A 16902-nucleotide genomic window follows, 5' to 3' on the forward strand; every position below is an offset into this window, starting at 1 on the left:
TTTCAGTTTCCTTTAGCCCTTGCCTTGGCAAAGACCCAGTTCCGCATCATCAGGAAACTGACGAAAGCCAGCACCACCTCAACAAGAATTTTCGCTGCCCATGCCCATCTCAGGCCTGCTGTTGAGGCGACCATTGCGATCAACAACGTACTCACACAAGTAAGCGCCACCCAGCAGATCACATAGCGTGCGAATTGCACACGATCGAGCTTCTCGCGTCCGAACGTCATCTTGCCATTAAGCAAAAAACCAGTACACGCAGCAAGAAAGCGCGCCAATACGTTAGCGATTATCGCCGAAAGCCCTAGGTAGCTCATCAGCATGAAGAGTCCTGCGTCCAAACAGAACTGAACGCCTCCAAAAAGGAGAAACAGCATTAATCGCATACCGTCGCGCTGATATACGCCCAGTAAGTAGTTCTTCATACTGATCGGCAACTGATTCTTCATTCGACAACGACCGATTTACCGACCTCACAGAACGAGTTTCCAGAATGCTCATTCCATAAGTACTCGACAGCGTACGTACCAGGCGGCAATTCCCCAAGGTCGACTACCAGCCGGAAACCCGCGTCCATCAAGCCTGGATTACGGAAGTAATCCGCAACATCAGCGCGCCGCATTCCCGTCTTCGCTGCAACCTTATAAACACGCTCGCCCTTCAAAACCACTTCGAACTCACCGGCAGGTGCATCAGCGCTTGAAATCACGTAGCCACTCAAGATAACGGGCCGTCCTCGCGGCACACGCATGTTCTCAGGCACATTGAGATCACAAGCCTTTCCAGACCAATTCGCGCCGTTGCGGTAGTCCACCAAAGCCGACTGATGGGAGATCCACTGTGGCTTATGTACCTCGCCACCATCGATCCCATCCACCGAAACCGAAACCGCCCCCACACAGGCCCTCGCTGCTTCCTCCGATCTGGCAAGCACGGTCACCTCGCCGGCAAGCCCCTGCAGCGCAACAGCGTCATCGGCGAGATCACCACCCCCAAGTGGGTATCGCGTCAGCCAAGAGTTCTGGACTTTGCAAGCAAATCCAAGCCGCAATGGTTGTTCGGCTGGAAGCGCCTGATTCAAATGCGCGTTCCAATGCACGGCATATCTGGTCAAGTCCTTTCGTTCTACGAGGGTCACCTCTACGTTGTCACCCAACATAGGGCCGACGGCAACGCCGCTCTCAACAACATGTTTGAATGAGACGGCATGAGGTCGTAGGGAGAAGAACGCAGTCAAACCGGAAGCATCGTAACCGGGTGCGTTTCTGAAAGAGATGCCCCGGAACTGATTGAAGATCCTTTCGCGCTGGGCACCGGGAATTTCATTGAAAACCTCACCATAGACATCCGGATCAACATTGACCAGATGAATCGCCTCCAACGCTGGCACCCCCTCGCCGCGCAGCAAATGACCATAGTTTCCAACCACCGCAAGCGGTCGCCCACCCGCCAACACATGCAAGGCCCGCCAGTCGCGCATCAACTGCGAATCCACTGGCCTCAGGATGGTCGAAGCATCCATGATTGGATTGAAAGACCCGAATGTAAAAACATGTACCACCGGCATGAGCCCGAGCAGAGCGCACAACATAATCCCAGCTGCGGATAGCCTCCTGCCACTCAAAAATGCAACCGCGCCACCGAGCAATACCAGAACAATCCCAGCATACGGATAGAAACGATAAAAACTGAACTGTCCAATGGCGTCTGGACGAGCAGGCGTTATGCTGCCCAGCAACGCATATAGTCCGAATACAACAATCAATGAGACTGCCTTGATAGGCACCTTGCAATTGGAAACCAGGAATGCGGATAGAAAAAGAACAAGAATCGAGAATCCAAGCTGAATTCTCCGACCTGGCGCCATGAAGAACCCACTGATTTTAGCGAGCGGCTCCGGGAAGCCATGGAGCATGTAGAAAACAAGAACGCCCATCACCGTCAGCGAGACCAGGGAAACGCGAACAACGCGTCGGGTCCAATCGACATAGGGTAGTGCGGCAATCCCCAAAAGAGTGAAGAACGTGCCTACTACGCTCAACTCGTACAAAGATGCCCCGACGTCCACATCCGATACAGCAGGATAGGTCGGAAAAAGCACGCCAACCAACGAACTGAAGCTCGCGTCACCACCCATACTTATCCGCATACCAGGATAAGTGGTTCCGGATACCCGCTCGATGTAGTCGAGCTTGAAATAAAGAACAGCCGCGCAAGCCAATGCAACGAAAAAACCACACCATAGTGCGTCACGGATGCGCAGCAGCTCGGGACGGGCGGCCACCACGAACGGCACCAATGCCACTGCAATGGAAAAGTAGAACGGCGGATAGAACTGCCCGAGCAACATGTGGCCAATTGCCCACCCGAGCAATGGTGCACGCCACTTCAAGCGGAGAGAGCTCGTCCAGATCGCAAATGGTAATAGACTTGCCCCTAGCGCCGGGAAATTACTCGTCCACCAAACCTGATATATGTGACTGAATAGCAGAACTACCGCTGCAGAACAGGCAATGCCAGCTCGAACCCCTAGGTTGCGCAGCAGCCAAGCAGCGGAAATCAACAGCAACAGGTTGTAGTAAAGCCCCTGAAGCGAGAGCGATAGCCCACCAGGTAGAGCAAAATAGGCGATCTGATTCGGCAGAAGAAGCAACGCCGCGCTCTTCGACGGCAACGTTATGAACCAGTCAAACCGCTCTTTATAGGGCTCAAGAGAGGATTTCTCAGGAAAACCCTCGAGGTATGCCTGCTTGAGGAAAGGAATATAGGTGGACCATTCATCACCACGCCCTTCCTTGGCCTCACCGTAATAAGACTGCGTTGAGGTATCACCTAAAATCCGCAGACCCGATGAATAGTGACTCTGGTAAGCACCGAGACTCAACCAAAGCATCGATACGACAAGCAGGAAAAAACCTGCGACCCATATCCAGCGGCGCGCAAGAAAACCTCCAGCGGCGATCAGATTCATCAACAACATAGCTCCAAACCAGATTTGACAAACCGAGGCGATGAGCGAAAGCCGCTCAATACCTACTCAAAGGCCTACGCGGCACTGCCGAAATATCAAAATTTACAAATGCCAGAAGCAACTGAAATCCGACAAAAATTGGAAGAGCAGAGAGCATTACCTGCCCTGCTGATGCTTCATGACCAGCACTGACACCGGAAACCCACTGCAGTATTCCGAAGATCGACCCGGCGGCGATCAGGAATATCGCGAGGGGCAGCTCCAAAGACGCGATGGACAAATCACGAAGATAATAGTTGTAAAAAATGCGCTTACACAGATTCCGCATGTGCTTGAAAAGAAACTCACCAAGGACTTTCGAAATCTTCAGATTACTCACCTCGTCGCCATACGATGCATTCATGGGTACATCAACAGCAACTGCGCGGAGTGTATTGAGCCGGAACATCATGTCGGTCTCGAAGAAGTAGCGTTTACTTATCTTCTCGAAGGGCAGGTCTCTCAGTACGCTGCAGCTAACTGCGGTATACCCATTGGTTGGGTCGAAGAGATCCCAATACCCGGTGGACAGTTTTGCCATGAACGACAGCGCCGTGTTACCTACCAGGCGCAGTGCCGGCATCTGCCTGATCTCATCCAAGTTGTAGAACCGATTGCCTTTGGCATAATCCGCCTCTCCCGCAACGATCGGCGCGATGAACCTTCCAATCAGTGCAGGATCCATCTGCCCATCACCATCGATCTTCACAACGACATCCATGCCATCAGCGATTGCCTGCTTATAGCCAGTAATCATCGCTCCGCCAACGCCTTGATTGACTGCGTTTCTCAGAACAAATACGCGCTCGTCCGTAACATTATCAGCGACATAGTCGCCGGATTGGTCCGGACAGCAATCATCAACCACATAGATCCGTTCCACCTCGCAACCGATCTTTGAAATGACGCCCAGAACGTGATTGCGAACCTTATAGGCCGGGATAATGACTGCAGTCTTCACTTGGTATCCTCAAATGGCAACGCCCGGTCCGACGGAAATCGCCGGACCGGCAAAAAAGCGACTTCGTCTAAGCACTCAACGCACGGATATCGTTTTCCCGGAGTCGCAGAAGAACTGCTGTCCATCCCTGATCATGACGAAACTCATGGTATAGGACCCCGGTGCAACGCCTTCCAGCGCAGTCCGACCTGCGAAGCCCGCAGACGCCAGAGCCGGAACCTTGAAGTACTCTGCCACGTCAGGGCGCGGTTGCCCTGTCGTCATAGCGATCGCATAACTCGGCGTCCCCTTCAACACCAAGCTGAAGTCACCGCCCGGCGCGTCCGTCGGATCAATGAGGTACCCCTCAAAAACAACCTCACCACCCTTCGCCAGTTCCAGGGAGCTGCTGCCCTCAGGCGTTTTCAAGTCGCAGGCCTTTCCCGTCCAAATGGCAGATGCCAGTTGCGACGCGTCGAATTCCGAAATTGCCTCTGCGGCGATATTCGTAATGACAGGAGAGGGCACTGCCTCCGCTTTGGCAATGTTGGCGGGAGCAACCGCATCAGGACCAGCTTTATTCTCATCAGCCTTGTTACAGGCAGCAAGCGACACCACTACGCCAACCGCGACCAGAAGCAAACTCTTATTCATAAAAACTCCAAAGTTTATGTAAATAGATTCACGCAAAACGATTGAGCAACTTGGCAAAAGGCTTGAGCATACGCAGCAACCATGGACGCCTTTGCAGCAAAGCGTCCAGCCGCCCGTACCTGGCGCGATACTTCAGGAGTTCGTCATACAAACCAAAGCGGTGCTCGAACAAAACCTCCGCGTTCTTCGCATAGAATCCCACGTTTTCCCTAAATATCGTCGCGTATGTATCAACGACCACGGACCGATCAGCTGAGAAACTTGTGGTCCGCGACGACTCCTGTATTCGATAGTTGAATAGATACTCATCAAGCTGGACGACGTCGCATCCCTTTCCAACAATCTTTACCCAGAACTCGTAATCCTCGACCCCCATCCGCAACGATTCATTGAAACCCCCAACTTCCAGCCAATCGGAGCGTCGGAACATGCTTGTGACAAAAATAACGTTATCAATAACAAGCTCACGGAGATTATAGGCCGGCAGCCCCCACGGCCCTTGCTCGGCTCCAAACTTCATGGCCTTGCAGTAGACAATACCTACATTGGGGTTTGACTCCATCACCGCTAACGCCTTTTCGACGTAGGTAGGCTCAATGGTATCGTCCGCGTCCAGCGGAAGAATGTACTCGCCACTACTATGGCTGATGGCAACATTCCTGGCGGAAGCTGGGCCCGAATTTTCCTTTCGGATTATCTTGGTCCGTGGCCATGCCGCAGCCTGCAGGACCTCGTGCGTACGTGGATCGGTCGAACCATCGTCGACAATTATGATCTCGACATCCTGATGACTCTGCGCGAGCGCAGACTCCACGGCTTCGCACAGGAGATCCCCTGCATTGTAGCAGGGGATGATGATTGAGACCCTTGTCATTTTGAAACTTCGTCCATAAAGCACCCCCTGATCAACATAATAAAATCAACGACCCATCAACACTTTCAGGCTCTTCGCGACCGAGGCACCGAATCCGATATCAAGAATTGAGCGGGCGAATCGATCCACAATCGTAGGTGGCGCACTGTTCGCGCGCGGATAGCGCGCTTGCAATGCACCTACCTCGTCGGCGCTCTCCGCACTCGCCGGCGCGGATTCTGACACACCTGCAGCACTGGAAATCTCCGAGTCGCTGGACTCGAATGGCCTCGGAATGGAGCTCCACAGCGCCGGGTCCCGATACAGAACACGAACGGACCTAGTGATTGACGAACCATTGCTATAGGCATTATAGCTCCAAGGCAGACGGCCATACTCCTGTTGCCCAAAACTATCCAGAGCTTGTTTGTACTCCTCGAACAACTTGCAGAAAACCTGCTTATTGCCCTCCTCAAGCCACCAACCGATGGCCTTCTCGATTGTTCCTGAGTCCAAGCCAGAGAAGTGGATGAAGCGCAAGGGATCGCCGTTCACCACGTATCCATCCTCTTGCTGACGCAGATCGCTACCCAGCAATGACCAGGTGGCAAAATCGTAGCCGTGATGCTTGAGGATATGAACATCGAAGAAGCTCGGAGCGAGATCAATCCACTTCTGATCCGTGAAGATCCCCCTCACTTTGTCGTCATAGCAGAACAGGAAAAGCCGCTCTGCCCACCAACCAACAAACTTCTCCGCATTGGTGCTGCGACTAACTGCCAGGAACCCAAGATTATAACTACCATGTGCCAGCGAGCTAATCTCCATGTCCACATTGCCCGGGCGCAGCAAGTGTGGCGCTACCACGATTGAGTGCTCGTCCAGCAACGCCTCCAGCTCGATAAACTCGCCATAAACGAGAACATCGGGATCAAGATAAACAAATTTCTCGGCTGCTTCGAATCGCTCCATGAGGTGCTGCATGAAACGAGGCTTGACCGCGGTGGATGCTTCAACGATCGAATGGCGGAACATGAAAGCATCGAAATTGTCCCAGCCTGCGTCCTTGGCCAGAACAACATGATCAAAGTGCTCGAAGTCACTGGCCAGCTTCGGGACTTCCCGCTCCACCAGGCACAGAACGAAAATCGCCCGGGGGTTATGACGCTTTAGTGACTCCGCCAAAGCCATCGCCTTGGGCAGGTAATTGGCGCAAATCGAAGTGTAATAAATCATTTTTCCCACCATCCATATTATTCAATCCAATCATCTACGGGTCGAAAATGCCCGCCGAAATGCCTCGACCAACGACCTCCCCGGCCGAGTCATGCGCCAAGAGAACGATTTCTTGATCGCGCTATTCTCCAACAGCAGCTCCTTATTTTGAAGCAACATATCCTCACCGCGCTCGTTCAACCCCCGTATCTCATCCGCTAGTCGCGCGATAACGTTCGTCATGTCAGCCTCTCGAAGCTCCAGCTCCCCGAGCCGCCCCTGAGTGACACCAAGTTCAGTTCTAGCCTTGAGCAAATCAGATTCAACCAACGAGCCACTAGACACAAGTCGTCTGTTCTGGATCAAGGTCTCTTCCGCACGCCGATGCTCGGCGTCATACTCCAATCTAAGCCTGAACTTGTCTTCGGTGAGTGCGGTGATCTCCCTTGCCAAGCTACTGCACTCGCTTTGCATCGCGATCGCGAGCCGCATACTCTCGTCCAGCGCGGATTGCGCACGCACACGCTCAACCTCTTTTTCATCAGCAAGTCGACGACAGTCCGTTTCCAGATCGTGGATTTTTTCCTTGAATGCCTCAAGGATTCCTGCATCGCGCTCGTCACGTATGACCTGAACCCCCTTGGCAATTCTGCCAAGGCTGGATTTCATTTCGCCGAGATCAAGGATGATGCGGGATTGAGGCTCCCCAAGATCGCGTATTGCACCGCCGATCTCCCCAATCAGATCAGGTAAGCCGCTGATCGCATCGATCGCCGAGGAAACACGGGATTGAGACTCCCCGAGATCGCGTATTGCATCACCGATCTCCCCAATCCGATCAGGGAAGTCACTGACTACATCGATAACTGAGGAAATACGGGATTCAGCAAGGAATAGATCGACGGCGGGCGCAACCATTTCCGCAGTCATGGGCTTCCATGTATCCGAATGCACATCACCGGTGCCCGCTTGCTCTCGGCATTCCGCAAGTTGCTCTCGGCATTCCGCAAGTTGCTCTCGGCATTCCGCAACGCTCTGCACCAACTCCCGCTCTCTCAGAACAGCCTCTTCCGACCACTTGATCTGTGCGATCAGCTGGCTGTTCTTGGTGAGAGTTTCAATCTCCTGCTGGAGGTAGCACTTACGCCAGCGCTGGGCCACGTCGGCCACGGCGAAGATTTCCGGGGTGCGATCCTCCATGAAGCGATCCAAGCGCGCCACCGCGGCCTCGAATTTCTCCCACCCCCCACCAGAACACTCAATGTCGCTCAAGGAGAGATACAAATCCCAGAGAAACACAGAGAACTGCCTGTCGTTGTCTGCTACGGACCGCAGGTGATGTCTATCCGCAACGTCAACGAACTCGGCCAGGCTCTTGTCGACTCCATCCACATCGCTGCGCTGCAGAAAAGATACACCCAGTTGCTCGAACGCGCGCTCCAGTGATGCTTTGGGCTGGGACAACAAGGAATCGTAGGTCAGGACCGCACGTTCAAGCCCTCGACTACCCAGCACCGAATCCAGTACATACCTCATCCACAGCAGTTCACCAACGGATCGAGTCCAGCCATTCCGTTTCGATAGCGAGGCCGCAACCTCACTCGGCGGCCGCGCCACCACCAGTACCACGGCCCGAATGCCACGCTCCTCCAGAACCTTCCGCCAGAGGGGGAGAAAGCGACATAGTCTCGGGTCTTTTACCGCCCACAACTCCGCAGCCGCGAACTCGGCTTCGATCAGCTCATGAACTTCGAGCGCTGCCTGGGCAGTTGCCGGATGATCAAGCCAGTCATCGGGAAGTTCCCTGATGTCATCCCACGATCTCCCGAGCTGCCCCAGCAACTTGTCGTGGATCTCCACTGCGCGGGTACTTTCCCAGTAGCCCTTGGGATTATCTTCCCCGGGGCCTAACAGGTTGCTTCCAAGCGAAACACCAAGAAGATTCAATGCCCCGGCAGTCGCAGATGTTCCGCTTCGGTGCATCCCAGAAACAAGAACAGCTGTGGCCATTAGGAGAACTCCGCCGTTTGCTCGATTTCCACGCTTGGAGATACTTGAAAATCCACGAATCCCGTCGCAAGCCGGCCTGGATCTGGCTGCACCTTAAACATGAATGCGTCGATGATTCTGGCTAGATAACTCTCACCGTCTGGCGTAGCCCCCAAGACGCCGGCGTTGAAGAAATATGCCCCCGGCCCCAACAAGCAGCGGAACCTGAAGCGAACATCCAGCATCTGAGACGCTTCGACAATTGACACTGCATCCGCTTGAATGCTCGTCGCAGCTCCGCCGATCTCAACACCGGTAACCGACCGGACCATCATTCCACATCGCACTCCCGCAGACGACCGCTCAAAGGCCGCCTGATACCGGTATATGTATTCCTCGCCCGCGACCAACATATTGACCCGGCGCCCATCGATAGTCTCCACCCGCGGGGCAATGATCGTCGCCCCTTGCCGCACGTACTCTACCGCACTCTCTGATTCAAGGCCGTCCTGCCAATACGCCGCCGTTTTCTCCACCGTTGGCGCAGTCGCCGGTACAGAAACTGACGGCACCGACGATTCGCCATCCACCTGGATCTGCTTACGCAGTGCGGCCGCGTCCTCGGCAGATGCATAGAGAAGTTTCTGATACTGTGTAATTACATGCCTCGGCGCACCCGCGGTCAACACCTCGCCCTTGTCGAGCAGAATGGCATGATCACACAATTCAAGAACGGTGCTCGCGGAGTGCGAGACAAAAAGGATCGTCGCCCCCGCCTGGCGAATCTCCTCGATTTTCGCGAAACACTTTCGCTGGAACGCCTCATCACCAACTGACAATGCCTCGTCAACGATCAGAATATCGGGATTGACATGAATCGCCACCGCAAAAGCCAGGCGCACATACATACCACTCGAATATGTCTTGACAGGCTGATCTATGAACTCCCCGATATCTGCAAAACCCACGATATCGTCGAATCTCTCGCGCACATCCTCTCGTGTCAGCCCAAGGACCGTGCCATTCAAAAACACATTTTCGCGTCCGGTAAACTCCGGATTGAACCCAGCCCCTAGCTCCAACAAGGCGGCCACCCGTCCCGCCACGCGAACCCGCCCGGAGTTTGGCGTCAGAGTCCCACATATAATCTGCAAAAGCGTGGACTTGCCGGAACCATTGCGGCCAACGATACCTACCGTTTCACCACGGGAAATCGTGAGATCAACTCCCTTCAGGGCCGCAAATTCCTTGCCCCACCCGCCTTCCTTTCGGGGAAACAACATCTGAAGCAGCCTGTAGTGTGGTTTTGAATAAACCGGAAAGGACTTATTCAACCCTTCCACACAAATAGCAAAATCAGAGGACATCTGCAAATCCCTTTCGGGTCACTGAAAACATCCAGTACCCCAAGCACATAATTACCAACGAAACCAGCGAATACCACGCAAGCCCGATCCAGTCAGGGTATTCACCCCATAACAGAACATTCCGCGCCTGATCGATTATGAAAGTAAGAGGATTGAGCTCAAATACCCACCGATATTTCTCGGGGACAGAATGAACAGGCATCATTGCCGAGGATAGAAACAGCATCGCCATGGAAAGAACCCCAGTGACTTGCCACACGTCGCGGAAGTACACTCCGATGGAAGCCATGAACCACGCCATGCCCATGCAGAGAATCACCAAGGGCAACATCACGACAAAGAACAACGGGGTGGTCGCGGACAGTTGCCCATCGACCAGCAGCCTCATAAGGATAAAGACCACGAGGTTCATGGCAGAATGGAACAGGGCCGAAAGAACCATTGGCCACGGCAATATTTCAAGCGGGAAAATGACGCGCTTGACGAAGTTTGGATTGGAAACAATCAGCGAGACCGACTTATTCAAACATTCGGAAAAAAAGCCATGCACAATCAACCCTGCAAACAAGATGATTGCAAACTGCGTATGCCCGGCCTCAATTTCCGGCCAACGCCCCTTCATTACAGTCCCGAATGCAAATGTATAAACCATCAGCATAAGGAAGGGACTGATTAGCGACCATGCCAGACCGAAACTTGCTCCTCTATAGCGGCCGAGAATGTCCCTTTTCGCCAGCTCGCGAATCAACGACCAGTTCTGCCAAAGCGCCGTCCAAGGTTTAATCAGTATTGAGTTCACGCACTACGCCTCAACCAGACCGGCAACATGGAGAGCGTTTACCAGATCACGCCTAAGATCCTCAACATCCTCAATCCCCACGCTCAGCCTTACCAGCGCATCGCTGATACCCAGTTGCGCGCGGCGTTCGACCGGGATGGAGGCATGCGTCATCACCGCCGGGTGGTTGACCAGGCTTTCCACGCCGCCAAGTGACTCGGCCAACGTGAACAGTTCGGTCTTCTCGCAGAAACGTTTGGCTGCTTCGAATCCGCCCTTGAGTACGATCGAGACGATGCCGCCGTAACCGGCCATCTGCTTGCCAGCCAGTTCGTGCTGCGGGTGCGAGGCCAGGCCCGGGTAGATCACCTTTTGCACTGACGGGTGGGTTTCCAGCCACTTGGCCAGCTCCATCGCGTTGGCGCAATGCGCCTTCATGCGCAGCGGCAGGGTCTTCAGGCCACGCAGGGCCAGGAAGCTGTCAAACGGGCCCTGCACGCCACCGATAGAATTCTGCAGGAAGGCCATCTGCTCGGCGAGCTCGGCATTGTCGCCAACCACCACCATGCCGCCGACCATGTCGGAGTGGCCATTGAGGTACTTGGTGGCCGAATGCAGCACCAGGTCTGCACCCAGCTCCAGCGGGCGCTGCAGCATCGGCGAGGCGAAGGTGTTGTCCACCACCACGATCAGGCCATGACGCTTGGCGATGGCGGCGACCGCGGCGATGTCGACGATCTTCAGCATCGGGTTGGTCGGGGTCTCGATCCACACCATCCTGGTCTTGGGCGTGATCGCGGCTTCGAACGCGGCCGGGTCGGTCAGGTCGACGAAGCTGAAATCCAGTGCGGCGGTGCGGCGACGCACGCGCTCGAACAGGCGGAAGCTGCCACCGTAGATGTCGTCCATCGCCACCACGTGGCTGCCGGCATCCAGCAGCTCGATGACAGTGGAGCTGGCGGCCATGCCCGAGGCGAAGGCGAAACCACGCGTACCACCTTCCAGCGACGCCACGCAACGCTCGTAAGCGAAGCGGGTCGGGTTGTGCGTGCGTGAGTACTCGAAGCCCTGATGCTCGCCCGGGCTGGACTGGGCATACGTCGAAGTCGCGTAGATCGGCGGCATGACAGCCCCGGTGCTGGGGTCAGGCGACTGCCCGCCATGGATGGCCAACGTGGCAAGCGACAGGCTGCGCTCGCCCTCCTGGCTGCGTGAATGCTGATCCGTCATGACTACTACTTCCAGCTAAAGAGGCGGGATTCTACCAGCCCCATCTGATTTTTCAGGCTGGGCACCCGCAAGAGGTGCCCGCGAGACTCACTGAACCCTGCGACGCAGGTAGTTCAGCAGATCGATACGGGTGATCAAACCGAGAAATGCGTCACCATCGGTGATGATGGCTACCTGGCCGCGGTCAAACACCGGCAGCAGGGCTTCGATCGGCGATTTGACGTCCAAACGATCCAATTTGCTGACCATGGCCACCGACACCGGGTCACGGAAACGGGCTTCATCGCCATATACGTGCAGCAGCACGTCGCTCTCGTCGATGATACCGACCAGCTGGCTGCCATCCATCACCGGCAACTGCGACACGTCGTACAGCTTCATGCGCTGGTAGGCTGTGGTCAGCAGGTCCTTCGGGCCCACCACCACGGTGTCGCGCTGGCTGTACGGGCGCAGGATCAGGTCGCGCAGGTCGCCGAACTGCGGGCGTTCGAGGAAGCCGTTGTCCAGCATCCAGTAGTCGTTGTACATCTTGGACAGGTACTTGTTGCCGGTATCCGGCACCAGCACCAGCACCTTCTTCGGCGTTGTCTGCTCGCGGCAGTACTTCAGCGCGGCGGCCAGCAGGGTGCCGGTGGACGAGCCACCAAGGATGCCCTCCTTGCCCAGCAGTTCACGCGCGGTGTGGAAGCTCTCGGCATCGCTGATGGCGTAAGCCTTCTTGACCCGGCTGAAATCGGCGATATCGGGCAGGAAATCCTCACCGATGCCCTCGACCAGCCAGCTGCCGGACTTTTCGTTCAGCGTGCCGTCGTTGATGTACTCGGCCAGGATCGAGCCAACCGGATCCGCCAGCACCAGCTCGGTCTTGGGCGAAAGCTTGGCGAAGGCGCGCGACAGGCCGGTCATGGTGCCGGAGCTGCCACAGCCGAACACGATGGCGTCCAGATCACCGCCCATCTGCTCGATGATCTCCGGGCCGGTGCCGAACTCGTGCGCGGCCGGGTTGTCCGGATTGCCGAACTGGTTGATGAAGTAGGCGCCCGGGGTACGGTCCGCGACGGTCTTGGCCAGATCCTGGTAGTACTCCGGGTGGCCCTTGGCCACGTCCGAACGGGTCAGCACCACTTCGGCGCCCATGGCCTTCAGGTTGAAGATCTTCTCGCGGCTCATCTTGTCCGGAACCACGAGGATCAGCTTGTAGCCCTTCTGTTGCGCCACCAGCGCCAGGCCCAGGCCGGTATTGCCGGCGGTGCCTTCCACCAGCGTAGCGCCGGGCTTGAGATCGCCACGCTTCTCGGCGGCCTCGATCATCGACAGGCCGATACGGTCCTTGATCGACCCACCCGGGTTGGCACTCTCCATCTTGAGGTACAGCTCGCAGACGCCGGCATCCAGGCGCTGGGCCTTGATGATGGGCGTATTGCCAATGAGTTCGAGGATGGAGGAATGGATGGGCATCGGTTGACTTCAGATCGCGCCGCACTGCGGCCGGACCGATGATTATCCGTTGGTTGTGCGCGAAAGTCAGGTAACCCCACCTTCAGGCAGCAGGCCAACACTGCCAAGTGACGCGGACAATGACGGCCGACGAGGAGGCCGCCACGGTCCGCGACATAAACGGTCCAGCGTGGGGAAGGCTCAGTTGATGCTGTTTTCGTAAATCCGCAGGAGCTTCTGCTTGGCCAGCAGTTTTTCCCGTTTCATCTGTCCCAGGGTTGCCCCATCAATCGGGAGCACACCCAGCTCCGCGTCCATGCATTTCTTGTTCAGCTTCTTGTGCTGTTGGTAGAGCTGCTTGAACTCCGGGTTGGCCTTGGCCAATGCGTCGATTTCACTCTGCGGCTGCCCTTCGAACATGACTACCTCCTTCATGCAGAAACAAGAACGCCCCGGCCTGACGGCACGGGGCGTTGCTGGATTGGAAAGCCAAGCCGCTCACCGTGGCACCACCAACCATCCTCCGGCCAACCTGCCAGGAGCTATCGGTTACTGGTTCGCGCCACGCTTGCACCGGCTCGGCCCTCCGTTGTCCGGACGACGAAAGTGCCGCCCGGACAATTGACCCTACGCCTGCAGAAAGGTTCCGGCAAGGGCTGTGCGGAAACGTTTACTGAATATTCAAACCGATCCGCATTCAGTCTCACGCGAATGACAAAAACCTAACAAGTTCAGCCATTTAGGTTTGTCACGGCGCGATAATGACTTCCGCTGAACGGGCCCGGGTAGAGGCTGCTTTCTTGCCCGTCACCTGGATGCGGTTGGCCGCCACGCCGCCTGCCACCAGCGCGTCCTTGAGCGCCTGCGCACGCCGCTGACCAACGCCATTGGCGCTGTCATAGGCTTCGATGATGACCCGGCCCTTCTTGCCGATGTTCAGGTACTCGGCCAGCGCCTTGGCCTGGTTGCCGGCCGCGGCGGACAGCGCCGCCTGGCCAGCCGCGAACGCATCGCCGCTGAAGGTGTAGATCTCGCCACGGCCATCGAACTTGGAGGCCGGCAGCTTCTGCCCGGACACCAGCTCCGCTTCCTCGCGGGCCAGCTTGGCCGCGTTCTGCTGGGCCGTGCTCAAACGCGCCTGCTGGCGACCGGCGACGCTGGTCAACGCAGTCTCCGCGTCCTGCCGGGCCAAGGTCTCGGCTTCGGCCGCCAGGCGCAGGCGCTCGGCCTCCTCGGCCTGGATCTGGGTCTGTACCCGCAGCTGTTCGGCTTCCTGACGGGCACGGGCAGCATCGCGGCGGCTGGCCTCGATCAGCAACTCGCTGCGGGTGCGCTCCAGTTCGTCGGCCTCACGGCGCGCCAACGCCGCGCGGCTGGCTGCCTCGGCAATCGCGACACGACGCTCGGCCAGGTAACGGGCGTCATCCAGCTCCTTGCGCTTGGCCTTGGCCAGCGCCGCGATGGCTTGCTGTGCCTGCAGCTTCTCGAACGAGGCCACGTCGGCCGTGGCCATGTCGGACTGCAGCACCAGCAGACGCTGGTTCAAGGACGCCACCGCCGGGTCTTCCGCGGCCAGCGCCAGCAAGGGCATGGCCAACAGGCCGACAACCACCAGATTCCTGATCCGCATCAACGTCCCTCCCCTGTCGCCAACTGGCGTTGCAGCTGGGCAACCTCGGCCTTGCGCTGGGCCAGCTGGGCCTGTGCAACGGCTTCCTCACTCTGCGCACGTGCCAGATCGGCGTCGGCTGCAGCGCGCAGCGCCAGGATCGGCGCCTGCTTGCGCTGCCGTCGGTCGCCTGCTGCCTGTTGGGCCTGGCCGAGCTGCTGGCGGGCCATCGCCATCGTGTCCGGCGCGTACTGATCGGCGTCGGCACGGTCGGCCTTCTCGACGGCCTGTTGTGCGGCAAGCAATTCCATTGCGCCCGGATCCTGCGCCAAAGCACTGCCGCATAGCACGAATGTGCAGGCGGTAGCACACAGGAATCGTCTTAATTGTGCGAAGCTAGATTTCATTGGGGAGCCGTTGCTTGGGTGACTGAGCACGGCCATTGTGGTCAAGCCTGAGGCGTGCTTGCAACGGCACGCCGCCGTTTGTTGGGGAAAATTTCGCATGGATATCGGCTATTTCTTGAAGCTGATGACCGAAAAAAACGCTTCGGACATGTTTTTGACCACCGGAGCGCCGGTTTACATCAAGATTGAAGGCAAGTTGTACCCGCTGGGCAATACCGGCCTGCCGCCGGGGATGGTCAAGAAAATCGCCTACTCGCTGATGGACGAAGGCCAGGTGCCGCAGTTCGAGCGCGACCTGGAACTGAACATGGCCATCGCCCTGGCCGACGCCGGGCGCTTCCGCGTCAATGTGTTCAAGCAGCGCGGTGAAGTCGGCATGGTCATCCGTGCGATCAAGAGCCGCATCCCCAGCATCGAGGAGCTCAATCTCCCGCAGGTGCTGAAGGACGTGATCATGACCCCGCGCGGGCTGGTGCTGGTGGTCGGTTCGACCGGCTCGGGCAAGTCGACTTCGCTGGCCTCGATGATCGACCACCGCAACAGCACCTCGACCGGGCACATCCTCACCATCGAGGACCCGATCGAGTTCCTGCACAAACACAAGCAGTCCATCGTCAACCAGCGCGAAGTCGGCTTGGATACCCACGCCTTCCACAACGCGCTGAAGAACGCGATGCGCGAGGCACCGGACGTGATCCTGATCGGCGAGATCCTTGACGCCGAGACCATGGAGGCGGCCATCGCCTTCGCCGAGACCGGGCACCTGTGCCTGGCCACGCTGCACTCCAACAACGCTGACCAGACCATCGAGCGCATCCTCAACTTCTTCCCGGAAAGCGCGCACAAGAACGTCTTGATGAACTTGTCGCTGAACCTGCGCGCGGTGGTGTCGCAGCGCCTGGTCAAGGGCAAGGACGGCCGTCGCCGCCCCGCAACCGAAGTACTCATCAACACGCCGATGATCCGCGACCTGCTGCGCCGTGGCGAGGTGCACACCATCAAGCAGGCAATGGAAGACTCGCTGGAAGAAGGCATGCAGAGCTTCGACCAGTGCCTGTTCCGGATGGTGAAGGACGGCATCATCGAGCAGGAGGAAGCGCTGCGCGCCGCCGACTCGCGCGATGGCCTGGCACTGAAGTTCCGCCTCTCCGAAGGTGGCAGCGGCGAGCATGATCCGTATGCGGATTTCGCGGTATCGGCACCGGCGGCAATCACGCACGGGTTCTGAGCTGGCGGTTCATGCAACAGAAAGCCCCGCATTGCGGGGCTTTCTGTCTGTGCTGCTGCAGCCATGAGCCAATCCTGACTGCCGTGGCTTTTGTAGGAGCGGCGTAAGCCGCGAAGCCGGCATTGCATCCGAAGCAGCAGATCACCCACTGCTCGACGAAGCTAGAGCCCGGATCCATCAGTGGC

General features: G+C 57.1%; 16 protein-coding genes. 1 reads left to right on the forward strand and 15 read right to left on the reverse strand.

What is annotated here, in order from left to right:
• Positions 1-2: 2 nt before the first annotated feature.
• The 14 genes from ACVOLI_RS10740 to ACVOLI_RS10805 form a co-directional block, all read right to left on the reverse strand.
• A complete protein-coding gene (locus ACVOLI_RS10740) occupies positions 3-449 on the reverse strand; it encodes a GtrA family protein (protein WP_481534606.1) in 447 nt (148 codons plus the stop codon).
• On the reverse strand, positions 446-2971 hold the full coding sequence (locus tag ACVOLI_RS10745) for a DUF7657 domain-containing protein (RefSeq protein ID WP_481534607.1): 2526 nt from the start codon (positions 2969-2971) through the stop codon (positions 446-448). Before ACVOLI_RS10745 ends, ACVOLI_RS10740 begins: the two co-directional genes overlap by 4 nt.
• 55 nt (positions 2972-3026) lie before the next feature.
• Entirely contained in the window at positions 3027-3971 is a 945-nt protein-coding gene (locus ACVOLI_RS10750; RefSeq protein WP_481534608.1) for a glycosyltransferase family 2 protein, read from the reverse strand.
• 75 nt (positions 3972-4046) lie between these two features.
• Positions 4047-4604 (reverse strand): hypothetical protein, encoded by a 558-nt coding sequence (locus tag ACVOLI_RS10755; RefSeq protein ID WP_481534609.1) that lies wholly within the window; start codon positions 4602-4604, stop codon positions 4047-4049.
• Positions 4605-4632: 28 nt separating this feature from the next.
• Positions 4633-5478 carry a glycosyltransferase family 2 protein gene (locus ACVOLI_RS10760; protein ID WP_481534610.1) on the reverse strand — a complete coding sequence of 282 codons (846 nt, stop codon included), beginning with the start codon at positions 5476-5478 and terminating at the stop codon, positions 4633-4635.
• 45 nt (positions 5479-5523) lie between these two features.
• Positions 5524-6693 (reverse strand): glycosyltransferase family protein, encoded by a 1170-nt coding sequence (locus ACVOLI_RS10765; protein ID WP_481534611.1) that lies wholly within the window; start codon positions 6691-6693, stop codon positions 5524-5526.
• A gap of 30 nt (positions 6694-6723) precedes the next feature.
• The gene (locus tag ACVOLI_RS10770; RefSeq protein ID WP_481534612.1) at positions 6724-8682 is read right to left on the reverse strand and encodes a sulfotransferase family protein; all 1959 of its coding nucleotides are present in this window, start codon (positions 8680-8682) and stop codon (positions 6724-6726) included.
• Positions 8682-10028, reverse strand: a complete 1347-nt coding sequence (locus tag ACVOLI_RS10775) for an ABC transporter ATP-binding protein (RefSeq protein WP_481534613.1) — start codon at positions 10026-10028, stop codon at positions 8682-8684. Before ACVOLI_RS10775 ends, ACVOLI_RS10770 begins: the two co-directional genes overlap by 1 nt.
• Positions 10018-10827: an ABC transporter permease gene (locus tag ACVOLI_RS10780; RefSeq protein WP_481614417.1), complete on the reverse strand. Its 810-nt coding sequence runs from the start codon at positions 10825-10827 to the stop codon at positions 10018-10020. Before ACVOLI_RS10780 ends, ACVOLI_RS10775 begins: the two co-directional genes overlap by 11 nt.
• Before the next feature lie 3 nt (positions 10828-10830).
• Positions 10831-12036: a cystathionine gamma-synthase gene (locus ACVOLI_RS10785; RefSeq protein ID WP_481614418.1), complete on the reverse strand. Its 1206-nt coding sequence runs from the start codon at positions 12034-12036 to the stop codon at positions 10831-10833.
• Between the two features lie 87 nt (positions 12037-12123).
• The gene (locus ACVOLI_RS10790; protein ID WP_282266825.1) at positions 12124-13494 is read right to left on the reverse strand and encodes a pyridoxal-phosphate dependent enzyme; all 1371 of its coding nucleotides are present in this window, start codon (positions 13492-13494) and stop codon (positions 12124-12126) included.
• A 180-nt stretch (positions 13495-13674) separates the two neighbouring features.
• Positions 13675-13893, reverse strand: a complete 219-nt coding sequence (locus ACVOLI_RS10795; protein WP_282266820.1) for an HP1242/YdcH family protein — start codon at positions 13891-13893, stop codon at positions 13675-13677.
• Between the two features lie 328 nt (positions 13894-14221).
• Positions 14222-15103, reverse strand: a complete 882-nt coding sequence (locus ACVOLI_RS10800) for an OmpA family protein (protein WP_481614419.1) — start codon at positions 15101-15103, stop codon at positions 14222-14224.
• Entirely contained in the window at positions 15103-15489 is a 387-nt protein-coding gene (locus tag ACVOLI_RS10805) for a DUF4398 domain-containing protein (RefSeq protein ID WP_282266814.1), read from the reverse strand. Before ACVOLI_RS10805 ends, ACVOLI_RS10800 begins: the two co-directional genes overlap by 1 nt.
• A gap of 97 nt (positions 15490-15586) precedes the next feature.
• Here ACVOLI_RS10805 and ACVOLI_RS10810 point away from each other — a divergent pair, with 97 nt between their 5' ends.
• The gene (locus tag ACVOLI_RS10810) at positions 15587-16717 is read left to right on the forward strand and encodes a PilT/PilU family type 4a pilus ATPase (RefSeq protein ID WP_282266812.1); all 1131 of its coding nucleotides are present in this window, start codon (positions 15587-15589) and stop codon (positions 16715-16717) included.
• On the opposite strand, the gene ACVOLI_RS10815 is transcribed toward ACVOLI_RS10810, so the two are convergent.
• Positions 16701-16902: hypothetical protein (locus tag ACVOLI_RS10815; protein WP_481614420.1), on the reverse strand; the 202-nt coding region annotated here is incomplete at its 5' end. The genes ACVOLI_RS10810 and ACVOLI_RS10815 overlap by 17 nt on opposite strands.

The organism is Stenotrophomonas sp. STEN029 (assembly GCF_056760015.1).